At 68.2% G+C, this 16,991-nt stretch carries 6 protein-coding genes and 1 pseudogene; 3 read left to right on the top strand and 4 right to left on the bottom strand.

The genetic code is table 11. The annotated features are described in order from the left end of the window. Positions 1-8: 8 nt before the first annotated feature. On the bottom strand, positions 9-6,809 hold the full coding sequence (locus ACN9MM_RS05595; RefSeq protein ID WP_426362591.1) for a polymorphic toxin-type HINT domain-containing protein: 6,801 nt from the start codon (positions 6,807-6,809) through the stop codon (positions 9-11). Between the two features lie 553 nt (positions 6,810-7,362). On the opposite strand from ACN9MM_RS05595, the gene ACN9MM_RS05600 reads away from it, so the two are divergent. The 3 genes from ACN9MM_RS05600 to ACN9MM_RS05610 all read left to right on the top strand — a co-directional run bounded on the left by ACN9MM_RS05600 (position 7,363) and on the right by ACN9MM_RS05610 (position 12,842). After that, positions 7,363-8,919: a trypsin-like serine protease gene (locus tag ACN9MM_RS05600; protein WP_426362592.1), complete on the top strand. Its 1,557-nt coding sequence runs from the start codon at positions 7,363-7,365 to the stop codon at positions 8,917-8,919. A gap of 190 nt (positions 8,920-9,109) precedes the next feature. After that, entirely contained in the window at positions 9,110-10,078 is a 969-nt protein-coding gene (locus ACN9MM_RS05605) for an endonuclease/exonuclease/phosphatase family protein (protein ID WP_426362593.1), read from the top strand. Positions 10,079-10,253: 175 nt separating this feature from the next. After that, positions 10,254-12,842 carry an FG-GAP-like repeat-containing protein gene (locus tag ACN9MM_RS05610; RefSeq protein WP_426362594.1) on the top strand — a complete coding sequence of 863 codons (2,589 nt, stop codon included), beginning with the start codon at positions 10,254-10,256 and terminating at the stop codon, positions 12,840-12,842. A 12-nt stretch (positions 12,843-12,854) separates the two neighbouring features. On the opposite strand, the pseudogene ACN9MM_RS05615 reads toward ACN9MM_RS05610, so the two are convergent. The 3 genes and pseudogenes from ACN9MM_RS05615 to ACN9MM_RS05625 form a co-directional block, all read right to left on the bottom strand. Further along, positions 12,855-13,266, bottom strand: a pseudogene (locus ACN9MM_RS05615) (pirin-like C-terminal cupin domain-containing protein); the annotation flags it as partial. A gap of 214 nt (positions 13,267-13,480) precedes the next feature. After that, complete coding sequence (locus tag ACN9MM_RS05620) at positions 13,481-14,056, bottom strand: hypothetical protein (protein WP_426362595.1); 576 nt, start codon at positions 14,054-14,056, stop codon at positions 13,481-13,483. 406 nt (positions 14,057-14,462) lie between these two features. Then, a complete protein-coding gene (locus ACN9MM_RS05625) occupies positions 14,463-16,148 on the bottom strand; it encodes an amidase (RefSeq protein ID WP_426362596.1) in 1,686 nt (561 codons plus the stop codon). Positions 16,149-16,991: the final 843 nt, after the last annotated feature.

Consider the following 16,991-nt stretch of genomic DNA (forward strand, 5'->3'; position numbering starts at 1 on the left):
CCTCTTCGTTACGGCTCAACTCGACTCCAAAGGTGGCGCGTCGAAGCCAGTAGACCCTCAAACTGCTCTAGAGGCATCTCGTAAGCAGGACCGATCGTCACGTGTGTCTTCCCATCCCGAACGGCAGTGAGCCCCTCCGGTAGGTCGCGTGTCCTAATGGAAAACATTTCCATGTTCTTACCCGTTCCACCGAATGGCACAGGGCGACGGTGAACCGGCAATCCTTGAGGACTGATCGCGCCGGACATACCCTCCCCGGGAGAGACCGTCCCACTTACTGACGGGTGAACGTCGGCATTCCCCTCGACACGTACACCGAGCTTCTTTGCGGAAGCCCCCATTGCCGGGAGACCGTCCTCGGCCATCTCCATTCCGCGGTAGGCCGTGTCGCAATTGTGAACCAGGACCGGAGTAGCGCCTGCGAGCACATAGTACGTGTGGAGGTTGTTGACCGTGAGGTTGTGGACCTTGGCCTGCTGAGTGTGGCGTTCTACCGCCGTGATCTGGACGTACGTGCCGGCCGACGTGCGCAGGGTGTCGCCTGGCTTCAGGTCGGTGGCGTTGGTCCAGCGCTTCGTGTCGGCGACCCAGAAGGGGTGGTTGTGCGTCGCGGTGATCTTGCCTGTATCGGTGCCGCGGGCGCCGTCCAGGTCCACGGTCAGCTCGACCAGGTGCTTCTCGCCCGAGCGGGCGATGGTGTGGGTGACCTCTTCCGACTTCGTGGTGTCGGTTTCGGGGTCGGTGGCCAGTACCTCGTCGCCGTTGGCGACGTCCTCGATGGGTTTGGTCGTACCATCGGCCATCAGGACCGGTGTTCCCGGAGTGAAGCTGTTGTCCCTCTTGCAGGTGATGCCTTCCAGGGCGTCGTCGGAAGCCTTCGCCTCGGCCGCGTCGTCGGCCAGCTTCGCCGCCTGGCGTTCGGCCGCCACCGCTTCGTCCGCCGCCGCGAGGGCCTTCTTGGCCGCTCGAATGTCGCCATAGGCCTCGGACAGACGGCCCCATGCCTTCCAGGCCTTGTAGCCGGCCTTGGCTATCTTGAAGAGCTTGCCCCAGGGAACGAAGTTGAGGGCCGTGTTGATGCAGGCCCACACATCGCCCTTGGTGAAGCAGTCGCGGGCGTCGTTGTAGCCGATGAGGTCGCCGATGATGTTGATGATCTCCTTCTTGATCACCTCCACCTGCTTCTCGGCGGCCTCCTTGAGGTTGCGAGCCTCCCGTGCCTTCTTGTCCGCCGGGGTCTCGTGCCCGCGCTTGGTGTAGTACTCCTCGTTGTAGGTGACGTCGAACCCGCCGTTGCCCGTGGGCTTGCAGCTGACGCCGATGAAGCTGCAGTCGTCGGGGGCCAGGCCCGTCGGGTCTGCGAACGTCGCGGGGTTGTTGTTGCCGTAGCCGTAGGCGTCGCCGGTCTGGTCGAGGGCCGGGTCGACCGAGATGAAACTGGCGACGGCGGGGTCGTAGTAGCGGGCCCCGGTGGCGATGAGGCCGGTCGAATCGTCCCTGGGTCGGCCCAGGAAGTCCCGGTCGGTGGTCCCCTCGAGCTGGTCGTCACCGCCGCGGGGTGCACCGAAGGGGGTGTAGCGCTGGCGCGTCACGGCCCCGGTGGACTGGTCGACGGCGACCGACGCGGTGCCCTGGGCGTCGCTGACCAGGACGCTCGTGGTGTCGGCGCCCGCGCCCGTACTGGTGCGGACGACGCCGCCGTCGTAGTAGCGGGTGGCCTTCGTGCCGGTGCTGGAGGTGGTGACCTCCATGCCGTCGAGGTACAGCGTCGAACCCGTGGGTTCCTTACGGATGAGGCGCTGTCCGTCGGAGCCGTAGACGAAGGAGGTTTCCTTGCCGTCGGCCGTGGCGATCTTGGTGAGCTGCTCGAACTCCCAGGTGAAGTTGTCCGTCTTGCCGTCGGTCGTGCGGCTGGTGAGCTGCCCGGTCTTGTTGTAGAGGTACGTCGCGCCGCCGACCTTGACGGGTGCGTGCGAATGGGCGGCGGTGTCGCCCGTGGGGCCGTACGAGTGCGCCGTGCTGACGCCGTCCTTGACGGTGCTCAGGATCCGGCCGGACTCGTCGTAGGTGTACTGCTCGTCGTAGGGCGCGGGGCCCCATGTCCCGGCGGCCGTGCAGCCGGCACCACCGTTGGACCACATCTGGGTCCAGGCCCGGGTCATGCGATGACCGAGGTCGTACGTGTAGCACTGCTGCTGGGCGGTGAGGCCGTCGTTGACGGCGAGGACGTTGCCGACCTGGTCGTAACGGTAGTTGACGTCCTGGACGAGGTTGCCGTAGGAAGCGGCGTTCATGTTGGTCAGGCGGCCGGTCACCTCGTCGTAGATGTAGCCCCGGTCCACACGGTGGTCGCCGGTGCCGGCGGTGCGGGTGACGAGTCGGCCGAGACCGTCGTAGGAGAGTGCCGAGGTGTAGTCGGCGAGGGTGCTGCCGACTCCGGTGACGAAGCCGAGGTCGTCGTAGCGGGTGTTGACGCGCTCCTCGGGGAGCCCTCCCGCGGCCGGGTAGACGACCGAGGTCGGTGCGCCGCCGCTCGCGTACTCGTAGGAGTAGGAGTAGGTGCCGGCGAGAGCGCCTTCCTCGGCGGGGATGACCGTCTCTTTGCCGGTGGGGCGTCCGTGCTCGTCGTACCCCAGGATCCTGGTCGTGTACGCGCGTCCGTTCTGGAAGCGGGTGGACGCGACCGGCTTGCCCACACCACGGACCAGTGTGTCGTAGGTGAACGTGGCGACGGGCGTCTCGGAGCCGCCGCTGACGCGGTGGATGTCGACGGGGCGGCCGAGTTCGTCGTAGGTGTAGACGGTCTCGCGCAGTTCGGCGTCCGTGCTGGACTTCAGCCGGCCCGCGAGGTCGTAGCCGAACCACTGCCGGCCGCGGTCCGGGTCGTCGGTCTCGAGGACACGTCCCTGCCAGTCGTATGCATAGGTCGAGGTGACGTCGAGGTTCTCGTCCTTCTTCGAGACCATCTCGCCACGGATGTCGTACGCGAACGTGGTGGTGGAGGTCTTGCCGGAGGCCACCTGAGCGACCGTCTTGGTGGTCTGTCCCAGACCGTTGACGTACGTGGTGGTGGTGCCGCCGATCGGCGGGGTGACGGTCATCTGGTCGGCGGCGGACGCCGTGGTGGTCTTCCACTGGAAGACGCCCTTGGAGTAGAGGGCGCTCTCCGTGGCCTGCCCCAGGGAGTTGTACGTGGTGCGGGTCTCGGAGGGCCACTGCGCGGCGGGCGGCGAGGCGAGTCCGCTGCCTGCCGCTCCCGTCACGTAGAGCGGGCCTGAGGAGGTGATGCCGCGGCCCTGGTCGTCGACGGTGCCCGTGGTGACGATCCGTCCGCCGAGCGGGGAGGGCGTCTGGGTCTCGACGGTGTTCCCCAGGGTGTCCAGATAGGCGTAGGAGGTGGCGAAGTACGGCTGGATGGAGCCGTCCTTCGTCTTGAGGCCGAGGAGCTGCCGGGTGGTGACGCGGGAGGCTGTGTTGGCCGCCATCTGGTACTCGAACGCGTAGGTGGGCGCGTACTCGGCGGCGGTGGGGTCGCCGGGGAGGCGTGCCTCGGTGACCCGGCCGAGGGCGTCGTAGGAGGTGGTCGTGGTGGCGCCGTTGGTGTCGACGACCTTGACCGGGTTCCCGCGGAGCGGATCCAGGTACGTGTCGGTCCTGTGTTGCTTGGCGTTCGTGACGCTGACCTGTTCGGGGTTCCCGGTGGGCGGGCTGTAGTGGGTGCTGGTGGTGTTGCCCTCGGGGTCGACGGCGTCCAGGCCGCGCCCGTACTCGTCGTACGTGGTGTAGGCGCGGGACGAGGTCTCGCGGTTGAACCAGATGTCGACGCGGGTCACGTCTCCCTGGGTGGCGGGCGTTCCCAGGTCCGTGGGCGCGTGCTTCTTGTCGTAGTAGCTGTCGCTGCGCGAGTGGGGGGTGGTGCCGCAGGTGGCGCCTGCGGCGTCCCGGAGTTCGACGCGGTACGGGGTGATCAGGAGGAACTTGGGACTGGCGTTGTTGACGGCGAAGCTGGTCACCGTGCACTTGGAGTCGGTGGGCACGGCCAGATCGCCTTCGTCGACAACCTGCTCGGGCATGCCCCAGGTGCCGTTGTACGCGGTGGTGTTCCGGGTGACGCGGTACCCGCCCGCTGCGGTTCGGCCCTTGCTGGTGGTGGCCCCCGGGCGGACGAAGTACGCGTCGTGGTCTCCGGGGCCGTCGACGAGTCGCTTGTACCAGTGCTGCGTCTTCGTGGCCTTCAGGACGGTGGCACCGTCGCCGGTGAGCTCCTCGGTGGTACGCACCTGACCGGCGAGGTACTCGTAGTCGGTGAGGTCCTCCGCCGGATAGAGGTCGGCGAAGGAGTCCGCCGCGACCTTGACCGTCCTGGTTCCGCCCGTCGCCGTGCGGTCACCGTTCATACCGCGGTGGTAGCGGGTGCGGGCGACGGCTGCGGAGCCTCCGGCGCCGGCCTTGACGACGACTTCGGGGTAGCCGCGCCAGCCGGACCAGGACTGCTTCGCGACCGGAGTGAGGTCGTCGTCGCTCCAGTGCCAGGCGCCGCCACCGAGGTACTGGTAGGTGACGGGCTTCTCGGGGCTGAGGTTGGCGCCGTCCTGTGCGGTGACCTTGAGGGTCAGGTACTTGTGGAACCAGCCCGTGGTCTCCGTACCGCCGTCGGGCACGTAGTGGACCTTGTAGCAGAGGCGGGTGTTGGTCGACTCGTCGGTCGGCAGGGTGGTGGGAGTACAGCCCTCGGAGGCCTGGCCGTCGCCGTTGGCATCGAGGCCGTAGGTCACGCGCGTGCGGCCACCGAGTTCGTTGGTGACGGTGCCGATCCGCCACGAGTTCATCTTCGGGGTGCCGGCGGGCGGGTCGACCCGGTTGGGCAGGAGGGTTCCGTTGAAGTCCATCGGGCGCAGTGCCAGCGTGGCGCCGTTGTCGGCGTAGCCGGTTCGCGTCACCTTCGACAGCCACAGGCTGGGATCGAAGTTGGTCTCTCCGGTGGCCGGGAACTGGTGGACGAAGGTGTACGCGTCGACCGTGCGGTGGGCCTTGGCGGGGTCGCGGTCGGCGACCTGGGCCTCGACTCGGGTGAGGAAGCGCGTGTCGAAGAACGCGGGCTGGAACTTGTCCGGGCACGACGTCGCCGTGCAGATCAGGTCGACGGGCACGTCCGGGTACGTGGCGGCGGTGCTGGTCGTGGTGGGGGCCGCACAGGTGTCGTTCAGCGCCGTGCAACGGTAGGCGTAGGTGAAGGCGACGCGTCCCGGGGCGTTGGTGGCTTCGGCACCCGGCCGGTGCCCGTAGGCGATCGACTTGAGGTAGCCGCCGCGGTCGTAGGGGACGGTGGCGGCGGTGCCGCCCTGCTGGTGGTAGCGGTTGGTGTCCTTGCCGTAGAAGTACGTCGCCTCGGTGTCGTGGCGGTCCTTCACCAGGGCGAGGTTCCAGCGCCAGGCCTGGTTGCAGAACGTGCCCTCGCAGGGGCTGCCCGCCTTCTTGCCGTAGACCGGGACCGTCCAGGTGGAATGGGTGGCCGCGCCCGTGGTGGGCTGCGCGGCGAGGCCGAAGTAGTAGCGGGTGCCCTCGGCGGTGGAGACGACCCAGTATTCGCCGTTGTCGTCGCCGTTGGCCTCGTCGTTCCAGCGCTCGATCTTCCAGCCCTGGTCGCTCTTGAGCCGCCAGTTGGTCTTGTCGACCCTGACGAGTTCGCCGGAGACGCCGTTCAGCGAGATGGTGGCGTTGTCAGTGGCCCAGCACAGGTCACCCCAGGTGGGCTCGCCCTGTTCGCTGCAGGACTGGTACCGGCGCTCGATGTAGCTCTGGCCGATCTCCCAGCCGGTGCCGATCACGGAGGCCTGGTTGTTGCTGGCGGAGGTGCGGCCGTCGACGGCCTGGGAGGAGTACGACAGGCCGAGCGCGGGGTCGGAGCCGCCGGGCACGTCGGGGAGCGTGAACGGGTAGGAGTACGAGAAGTTTCCGGTGTTTCCACCGGCCTGCCAGGAACCCGAGGAGGGAAACGCGGAGGCTTTGAAGGAGCCGGTGTCACCTGACGTTCCGGCGGAGAGGGCGTAGACCGCCGGCTCGACGGTCGAGGCCGAGGCCCCACCGGACCCGGCGACGGCGGTGGAGGTCCTGGAGCTGAGGCCGATGTCGGCGATCAGTTCCCCGGTGCGCCGGTCGTTGCGGGTGGCCACGGGTTCGGCCTTGGCGCACTTGGCGTCCCTCGGCCGGGTCAGGACGCATCCGGGATAGCGCACGAGGCGGACGCGGTCGGCGAAGTTCGCTCCGGCGGCGCTCTTGACGCCGCTGTAGTTCACATGGACCCACTGCCGGTCGGCGGCCCGCTGGGCGGCGTCGGCCTTCGGGGCGCCGTCGGCCTTCGGGGTGCCTTCCGCTTTCGCGGTGCCCTCGGCTTTCAGAGTGCCGTCGGCTCCCGAGGCACCGTGGGCTGCCGAGGTATCGGGAGCGAGAGTGAACGCGATGCCGCCCGCGCCGAGTCGGCGGGCGGTGGTGTGGTCGAGCGTGCTGATCCGCACCTGTCCGGTGGCGGCACCGTCGACCGGAGTCACCGTCACCGGCTCGGCCGCGGTGGTCTTCTGACCGCGGCGCGGGGTGACCGTCCTGGTCCGGGTCTCGGGCCAGACGGGAGCGGCGCTCTTCGGTGAGGTGGGCATCGCCTTGGGCGCGGGCAGTGGCTTCGGGGCCCGTCCGCCGGCGATCTCCTCCGTCGAACCTCCGACAGCACGTGCGTCGCCCACCGGCTGCGACCGGAGCGTGTCCGCGGGCGTCAGCGCCAGGGCGACGGCGAGCACCGTCGCCCCGGCGACCACCTTGAGGCGACGTTGGACTGCGCGCCCGCAGATTCGTATTCCGGGGCGCAGACTTGCGTTTCTCACTTTTTCTCTCAATCCCCCCATGCGCCTGTTCCAGACGCAGGAAGGCAAGAGATATACCAGCGGATCGCGTAATCGCGAAGCCCTCACCGGAAAATGTGTCACCTCCAGCGGAAACCGCTTCCCACCCTCGGCACTCCCTCACTGACGAACGAGGGTCAAACCAGAATGAGGTCGACATAACGTGAGCCATGAGACGTCTGACGGCCCGCCAAGAAGTAGGTTGACACTCCCTTTACCTGCTCCTACGGTGAAGCGGATCAATCGACTCTGCCAAGCTGGGGGGCCCACAGGAGTCGGGGGGGATCACTTTCGTTCCTTTTCGCGATGCCCGACTCGATTCAGGCGTCGCGCAATTTGGTGCGCTCACTCTTCCCCGCGTGGCACCGCTTTCGCCTGGCTTTTCAAGCTGGAGCATCACATGGGTACGAATGCGCGCCGCATAACAGGGCGCCGACTCATTTCAGGTCTTACCGGCACCCTTCTCGCGGTGATCGGAGCGACCGCGACAGCGGGCCCGGCGACTGCCGACGACGGCCCCACCGCCACGCCGTACATCGTCGGCGGAACGTACACGGACATCGCACAGGCCCCTTGGATGGTCGCGGTCTACGAGAAGGTCGGCACCGGGTACGCGTTCCGCTGCGGCGGCGTCCTGGTCAGCCCGAGTCATGTCGCGACCGCGGAACACTGCGTCGCACCCAGGACGGCCGGCGACCTGAAGATCATCTCAGGTCGCACCAACCTCACTCAGGACGCGGGCGAGGAGCGGTTCGTCACCAAGAAGTGGAAGCAGCCGGCATACAAGAACATCGGCGACACCTCCTATGTCAACGACTTGGCCCTCCTGAGTCTCCACAAGCCGCTGAACATCACCCCGCTGCCCATCGCGAGCGGCACCGCCGTCTACGCCCCCGGGACACTGGGCACCATCTACGGCTGGGGCGCCACGCACAGCGGTGACGTCGACGGGAGCCTCTACCTGCAAAGCGCCCGGGTGCCCATGGTCGACGACACGACGTGCGCGAACCAGTACGCGGCGAACAACGTCTCCCTCGACACCACGACAGCCGTGTGCGCGGGCGACACCGACGCGCTTGCGACCTTCTGCGGCGGCGACGAAGGCGGTCCTCTCGTCGTGGGCGGCGCGCTCGCCGGCATCGCGTCCTTCAACCCCGGCTGCAAGAACTCGATCGGCTACGGCGTCTACACCCAGATGACCGAGTTCCGGACCGAGGTGAAGAACGAGACCCTCGTCCGCTCCCAGGACGACCTCACCCGCGACGGTGTCGCCGATCTGACGGCCGTATGGACGGACGGCTCGCTGCACGCCTACCCCGGCGACGGCGAGGGCGGTCTGATCAACGCTCAGATCCCCCTGGTGGGCGGCCAGTCCTGGATGACCATCAAGCACCTGGTGAAGGGCGACTTCACGAACGACGGCATCGCGGACCTGATGGCGATCTGGCAGGACGGCACCCTGCACTACTACCGCGGCAAGGGCGACGGCACCATCAGCGACCACGTCCGGATCGAACTCGGCGGCACGACCTGGGGAACCATCAAGCAGATCACTGCCGGGGACCTCACCGGTGACGGCATCGCGGACCTCATGGCGATCTGGGAGGACGGCACCCTGCACTACTACCGCGGCAGGGGCGACGGCACGGTCGACGCGCAGACCCCGATCGCCCTGGGCGGCACCACCTGGGGCACCCTCAACCAGCTCACCGCCGCCGACTACGACGGCGACGGGGTGGCCGACCTGATGGCGGTGTGGACCGACAGCACCCTGCACTACTACCAGGGCCACAACAACGGCACGATCAGCACCCAGGTCCCGGTCTCGACCGGCCTCGCCACCTGGGGAACCGTCCGGCAGATGGTCGGCGGCGACTACAACGGCGACGGCCACGCGGACCTCATGGCGATCTGGGAGGACGGCAGCCTGCACTCCTACATCGGCAAGGGCGACGGCCAGCTCAACGCCCAGACCGCCATCCCGCTCGGTGGTCTCACCTGGAAGACCATCCGCCAGCTCGCCTGAGCGCACCTCGGTCCTCCCGCACGGATGCGTACCGGTCCCGCACGGCTGGTACCTCCCCCCTCTCTCCCCTGCCACGGGCTCCGCTGCGGCGCGGCCGTCGGCACACCCACGGGCGTTGCCCCGTAGTGCCCGTTCGCCCTGCGCACCGGCCTGAGCCATCAGCAAGCACACCAGCCCGAAGGACACTCCGTTGAGAAGTCTCAAAGCCCTCGCCGCGGCCCTCGGATCCGCGGCGGCGCTCCTGCTCACCAGCATCGCCTCCCCCGCCGCCGCGGACACCGTTCCCGACGACACCGCCCAGGCCCTGCGATTCGTCAGCTACAACATGTGCGGCAACATGTGCAAGGAGAAGACCGGCCCCAACACCGTCACCGGATACAACAACGCGCACCGCATCGCCGTCATCGTCGAGGAGGCCAACTCCACCAAGTGGAAGGCCGACCAGATCTTCCTTCAGGAGGTGTGCCAGGACCAGTACACCGAGCTCAGTGGAAAGCTCGCGCCGCTGGGGTTCAACGGCCGCTTCGCCGCAGCCCTCACCGGACGCGCCGACGCGTGCGGCGGTGACCCGTACGGCGTGGCCGTCTTCGTCAAGGGCACCATCGTCCAGACGAAGACGCTGGAGCTGACGCAGGGTCCGGAGTCCGAGCCGATCCGCGTGCCCTGCGTGAAGAGTACTCTCCAGAACCGGCAGAGCTGGGCCTGCAGCGTCCACCTGTACTGGTCCGACACCGCTCTGCGGGACGCCGAAGCCGCCGACCTCCGCTGGCAGGTGGAGGCCTGGGAGCGGGCCGGCACCCCGGTCGTCCTGGGCGGGGACTTCAACGGGTTCCCGTACGAGCCCTTCCTTGACGGCTACTACGGCCCTGCCGTGGGCGGGAACGCGCGCGGCCTCTTCACCGAGGCCGACCAGTCCGATGCCGACCCCGGCAACACCCCGGCGTGTGCGCCGGGCGCCACACCCTGCCGGGGCGGCGAATCCACGTTCCGGAGCCTGGGCAAGGACCTCACCAACCCGGTCGACGACTACGACTGCAAGATCGACTACCTGTTCTTCAGTACGCGTCACTTCAAGGACGTCGTCGGTGACTCCCAGCCGCTCGACACCCAGTCCTCCGATCACCGCCTCCTGCGCGGAGCGGCCAACTGGGCGTCCTGACGCCCTCCCCGCCCCGTGGACGACACGGCGGTGTTCCCTCCGTTCGCTTCCTCCCGCTCGGAGGGAACACCGCCGCGCGTCAAGGCCACCGGCACCCCGCCGCTCTCGTGGCCGACAAGGATCCCAGCCCAGGAGATGAGGACACTCCGTGCCCCGACCCCCGCGCCTTCCCGCCATGCTGAGGACAGCAGGCATGATCGGCGCCGCCGGGATGCTGCTCGTTGCCGTCGCCTCTCCGGCGGCACCGGTAGAACCGGAACCGGCACCGCTCGGCTCGCTGTTCGACAACACCGCCTTCGCGGCCGCCGACGGCTCGGCCCCCGCGAACTTCGACTGGCACGACCACGGCTATCCCGGAACTGGTCTCGCGGCGGCGGGGTGGACTCCAGGGGCCCATGTCATCGTGAACGGTACGGACTACGCCCTGCCGGCCGGTGCCCACGGCCAACCCGACAACGTCGTGGCCGACGGGCAGGAGGTCGCGCTGTCCGGCGAGGGCGACGCCCTCGGCTTCCTCGCCGCCACCACGACGGGGCCTGACTCCGCCACGACGCTGCCGGTGGCGGCCACGGGTACCGGCACCATCGCCTACAGCGACGGCAGCACCTCCACGTACACGCTCGATGTACCCCACTGGGAGAACGGTCCGGTGAACGACGCAGTCGCGGCGGTCTCCGTCCCGGCGTCCCACACGACCGACGACGCCTCGAAGCGCGTCAATCTGTACGCGGTCACCGTGCCCATCACCCGTGGCAAGACCGTCACGTCCGTGAAACTGCCCGCCGCGCCGAAGCCGGCCCTCCCCCAGACCTGCCCCTCGGCCATCGGACCGGCCGCCGCACCGGCCCTGCACATCTTCGCGATGAGCGTGCGCGACACCTCGCACTCCCCGGACGGCAAGGCGGCGTGGACAGGGAGCTGGGCCGCGTCCCTCGCTCCGCCCAGGGGCATCACGCAGCCCAACGTCTGGGAGAACCAGACGATCCGCATGGCCATCTCCCCGCACACCAGTGGCAGCAAGGTCCGGCTCCGCTTCGGCAACACCTTCTCCCCGGCTCCCGTCACGCTGGGCCGGGTCACCCTGGCCACCCGGTCGACCGAAGCCACGGCGGCCGGTACGCCCGTGAACGTCACCTTCGACGGCTCCTCGAGCGTCACCGTGCCGTCCGGAGCCGAGGCCTTCAGCGACCCTGTCCCCCTGCCCGTGGTCGCCCGTCAGGACCTCCTGGTGAGCGTGTACCTTCCCGGAGTGGTGACCACGGCGCCCCTTCATTCCCTTGCGCTGACCACCTCGTACGCGAGCGCGGCGGGCAGCGGGGACCACGCGGGCGAGACCGGCAAAGCGTCGTACACCCCCCAGCCGTTCCCGCGTTGGACCCTGCTGACCGGAGCCGACGTCGACACCGGCGGCAACCCGGGCACCGTCGTCGCGCTCGGGGATTCCCAGACCGACGGGGCCGGAATCCCTGTCGACACCGAAGACCGCTGGCCCGACTTCTACGCCCGCACCCCCCTCAGCGGCCCTGCCGGGCCCGGAGTCCTCAATGCCGGTCTGAACGCGAACAGAGTTCTCGGCGACCACCGCGACAACGGGCTGATCAGCGCCGCGGGCCCCAGTGCCCTCCATCGACTCGACCGCGACGTCTTCTCCCAGCCGAACGTCCGTCGGGTGGTCCTGTACGAAGGCATCAACGACATCAACGCCGGCACCAGCGCCGACTGCCTCATCAAGGGCATCGACTCCGTCCGGGCCCAGGCCGAGTCCCGCGGTCTGCGCGTCACCGTCGCGACCCTTCCGCCCTACGGATCCGGATCCCCGCACTACAGCGCAGCACACGACCTCGTCCGGCAGACGGTCAACGCCCACATCAGAGAGTCCGGCGACTTCGTCGACTTCGACCGGGCCACCCGGAGCGCCGATGCCCCGAGCGTGCTGGACCCCGACTACGACTCCGGCGACCATCTCCACCTCAACGCGGCGGGCAAGGAGCGCATGGCCCAGACTCTCGCGGCGGGAACAGGCGGCTCGCCCCTGGACATGACACAGACGGCGAGCGCCGACTTCGACGGCGATCGCATCGCCGACGTCATCGCCGCCGACAGCCGTTCAGGCGCGCTGAAGGTGTGGTTCGGTCGGGGCGACGCCACCCTGCGGCCCGCACAGCACGTCACATACGGCTGGAAGTTCACCGAGACCACGGCCGCCGACTTCACCGGCGACGGCCGGGCCGACATCATCGCCCGCGACGCCGCCGGAGACCTGAACATCTGGATCGGCAAGGGCGACGGCCACTTCGCCTACCCCTGGATCACCCTCACCGGCTGGAACTACACCGAGACCGCCGCAGGTGACTTCGACGGCGACGGGCGGGCCGACATCATCGCCCGGGACACCGCGGGCAACCTGAAGATCTGGGCCGGCCAGAACAACGGCCACTTCGCCCCGCCCCGTCAGGTCACCGCGGGCTGGAACTTCACCGAGACCACGGCCGCCGACTTCACCGGCGACGGACAGGCCGACATCATCGCCCGGGACGGCGACAACCTCCTGCACCTGTGGACGCACAACCCCGACGGCTACTTCGATCGGCCCGTGGATGTCACCAAGGGCTGGACTCTCACGCAGACCTCGGCGGGGGACCTCACGGGGGACGGTCGGGCGGACATCATCGCCCGCGACGCCACGACAGGCGCCTTGAAGATCTGGGCGGGCCTCGGGGGCAAGTCGTTCGCCGCCTCCCGATTCCTCACCGTGGACTGGTGACCCCCGAATCCGTCAGCGCACCCGACCCCGCTCTTTCAGCGGGGTCGGCGGGACCATCGGGGCGTCCAGGCGGTCGCCTGCGTACCCCTTGACCTCGCCGAAGCGAACGCCCGTCATCCATTGGTCGCGGGCCTCGCGGATCTCCTCGTCCGTGCGGCCCACGAAGTTCCACCACATGACGATCTCCTCCTCGAAGGGCGCGTCGCCGAGGAGCATCAGGCCCGCGTCCGAGACGGCCCGGAGGGGGAGTTCCGTGCGGCCACAGCCGAGGTAGAGCATGGAACCGGGCAGGACGGGCACGCCGTCGACGTGGGCCTCGCCGGACATCACGAGGACCGCGTACTCGAAGTCGGGCTCCAGGGGGCAGGCTCCTCTCCGCTCCCGCCGCGAGGGCGAGGTCCGCGCCGACGAGCGGCGTGTCTCGGCGACCGGTGAACAGCTCCCCGCGAGCCCACCAACCATCCGCTACCCGGAGCTGGACGCCACCTGGAACTTCGCTTTCGATGACCACCACGAAATGGCTCGCCGACTGCCCCGCTTGGCAGCTCTCTATCTGGCGTAAGCGGAATCTCGCAATCACAAGGCGAAGTCAACCAGCGAAGGGAAGACTCCCGAACATCGCTGTCCGTCCTACTGCTTCAGACCATGTACTTGCCTTTGACTTGATACTCGTCGGACGGCATCGAGTCCCATTCGGTATTCGCGCCGTCGCGCGTCACCATGAACAGCGGACGCGAGCGGAGAATCTGCCCGACTACTTGCCCGCGCATGAGGACCCCGGAGTCGTCCGGTCCTGCGTAGCCTTCGGGCGTGAAGCGAAGGTGCACGTCCTTCGCCTCGGCATACGCGATTGCATCGCTTTCCAGCTCCGACAGGTCTCTCCCGACCAGCGGAAGTCCGTCGAATGCGACCTGGGGACCCTGCACGGCGTCGGCAGCGATGCAGAACAGCCCCACGCCTTGGCTCACATAGGCCGTGACAGCAGGCGGAGAAGAATCCGCTCCGCGACGGTGGACTTCGATCTTCCAAGTCGGCGAGAAGATCGCGTAGTCCCGTGCACACTCGCTGACCTTCGTCCGGCCGAGTACCTCAGCCGCCTCGACCACTTCGTCGACGGTCATACCGAACCGGAGCGGTCCGACGCCGACTGCCGGCGAATAGGACCACTCACCCCGTTCGACGACTCCGAAATCGGCTTCGGTCTCGAACGCCACAGTCGCTCCTCTAGAAACACCTGAGAACTTAGAGTCCCCATCTGGACTCGGCCGCGAATACGCGACACCTGAACATGGGAGCTCACCAGTCTCACACGCGGGCCCATTGCTGCGCCTACTTGGGCAGCTTGGACTGCTCCGGGTGAGCTGCGGCGGTGTACCGCATGGCGACGCTGGTGCCAGGAAGGGCGTATCGCCGAACGTATCGGGCTCGACGACGGACCAGCCACCCCGTCCCCGTCACCCGGCTCGAGCCCCGCCCCGGGCCGGCGAGGAGCCGCTGATACCAGCCGCTGCGCATCCCCTGCCGCCACGGCGTCCGCACCCGCGTCCGTGCCCGTGCCCGTGCCCGTGGCCATCACCACCACCCCCGCCGACCGCACTCACAGCGAAGACCGTTGTAGTACTAGGACCGGCCGGGCAGGGTGGGGAGGTAGGTGGGGGCCTTGCGGACCGGGGTGGCCTTCTCGAAGGCGTACGCGTAGCTGAGCAGGTTCGCGTCGCTGTAGCGCGTTCCGAGGAAGGAGACGCCCAGCGGCAGCGTGTCCCGTGCGTAGCCGGCGGGCACGGTGATGTGGGGGTAGCCGGCCACTGCGGAGTTGCGGGTGGAGCTTTCGAAGGGGGTGGGTTCGAGCGCTTCGACGGTAGGAGCGGCGATTCCGGTGGGAGTGACGATGGCATCGAGCCGGTGGTGGGCGAGAACGCCGTCGATGGCCTGACGGGCCTGGCGGGTCGCGGCACTACGGTGCTGACGGTAGGCCGGTGCGTTGACATCTCCGTCGGTCTTGTCGGCCATCTCGAAGAGCTCCTGGCCGAACTTCGGCATCTCGACCGTGGCGTTCCGCTTGTTGAACGTGATGAGTTCGGTGAGGTTCTTGGGGTGGGGGCCTGGGGTGGCGGCCAGGTAGGCGTTGAGGTCGTGCTTGAACTCGGTCAGCACGGCGGGAAGCATGTCCTTCTGCATCATGTCTTTGGAGTCGGCCACGTCCGCGCCCTCGACGACGGTTGCGCCGAGCGCTCGTAGGCGCTGGACAGCCGCGTCGAAAGTACGGTCCACGTCCGGGTCGATGCCGGTGTGTCCCTTGCGCCACACGCCGATGCGCTTGCCGCGCAGGGCGTTCGGGTCGAGCACCTCGCGGTAGTCGGAGGGGAGGGCGGTGTCGGCGTCGGAGGTAGCCGTGTCGGCGGTGTCCGATCCGTGGATGGCCCAGAGCGCCAGGGCGGCGTCCGTCGTGTTGCGGGCGATCGGGCCGGCGGTGTCGTGACGGCTGGTGATAGGGATCATGCCGCTGCGGCTGACCATGCCGAGGGTGGGCTTGATGCCGACGGTGGAGGTGACGCTCGCGGGGCACACGATGGAGCCGTCGGTCTCGGAGCCGATGGTCACAGCGGCCAGGGCGGCTGCGGCGGCGACCGCGGAGCCGCTGGACGATCCGCAGGGGCTCCGGTCGAGTACGTAGGGGTTACGGGTCTGGCCGCCGGTGGCACTCCATCCGGCCGTCTGCTCGGGGGACCTGAAGTTGGCCCATTCCGACATGTTGGCCTTGCCCAGGATCACTGCACCCGCGTCGCGCAGTTTCTTCACCAGGAAGGCGTCCTGTGCGGGCCTGGAGTGCAACAGGGCCGTGGAGCCGGCGGTGGTGGGCTGGCGGTCTGCGGTGTCGATGTTGTCCTTGATGAGAACGGGGATGCCTTCCAGTGGCCCCCGCTCTTCACCGGTGCGGCGCAGCTCGTCGCTCTTGCGTGCAAGGTCCAGTGCGTCCGGGTTCACGGTGACGACGGCATTGAGGCGGGGGTTGAGGCGATGGATCCGGTCCAGGTACGCCTGAGTCAGTTCTTTGGACGTCAGCCGCTTGCCCTTCATCTCCTCCTGGAGTTCCAGGATCGTGGTGCGGTCCAGCCTCTCGTCCAGCCGTCCGTCGCGCTTCCCGTCGTTCTTCGGAGCGTACGGGGCTGCTCCGTCCTTCGAGGTGGCGGAGGCGGCCGGTCGCGGTCCGTCGTCCGGTGTGCAGGCCGCCAGGGGAACGATCAGGCAGGCTGCCGATACCGCGATCACCGTGTGTCGTCGGGTGGTTCGAGTGAGCGAGCGCATCAGTTGCTTCTCCGTAGAGGCGAGGGAAGGAAGGCCCTGTGTCCGTACAAAAGAGCCTATGAACGGCGTCTTTTCGGAACGACAGGGATGGCCCCCCGTTCGGGAGTGGTGCGGACTACACCTCCTGAGGGGGTGTCCGTTTTCCGCGTCACGCGTGAGGAGGGGGTCTCCGGCTCACTGTCGGACACCCCCTCCTGACGTGCAGGGGTGGGATCTCCTACGTCGTTCACCTTCTCCCCGCGCCCCCGGTCGGCACATCGGACCGTCCCCCGAACCTGAGGTGTAGCCCGCTACACCCATGCGGTGACTGGCGCGTCGCCGTGCGGGACAGCCGGACGTCCAGGACGGCGACGTGCAGCATGGACCGTCGTACCGGAGCGACACCTGCTGGACCGGGGCGAAGATCGGCGAGATGCGGACCAGCGGCAACAGAACGTAACCGGCCGGCGAAGGCGGAGCGGTGATGGGCCCACCCAGCAGATACCTCGCGGATCACAGGCTGTGGAGTGCCCTTGCCTTCAAGTCCACGGAACAAGACGGCACTTCACGGTCTTCCCCTGCCATAAGTGCGCGCTACACCGGGCGGGTGGAGCCCGCTACACCCCCGGTCGGGGAGAGGGACCGCTGCCGTCCGCTCGCCTCGCGCGGTTACGTTCGGTATCGGTTCTAACCGATCAAGGAACCGAGGGACCGAGGACCCACCATGCAACCGATGACGACTCGGGCCACGCGGTTCGCATTCATGCGCCGCGACCACCTCTCACTGACCCACTGACCCACTGACCCACTGACGTTGTTCCCCTACCGACAGGAGTTGTTCCATGCATGCACGTGTATCGCCGA

The organism is Streptomyces sp. E-08, assembly GCF_049913095.1.
GTDB lineage: Bacteria > Actinomycetota > Actinomycetes > Streptomycetales > Streptomycetaceae > Streptomyces.

Coding starts and splice junctions, on each gene's coding strand:
- ACN9MM_RS05610 (WP_426362594.1), top strand. CDS start 10,254: ATGCTGAGGACAGCAGGCATGATCGGCGCCGCCGGGATGCTGCTCGTT.
- ACN9MM_RS05625 (WP_426362596.1), bottom strand. CDS start 16,148: ATGCGCTCGCTCACTCGAACCACCCGACGACACACGGTGATCGCGGTA.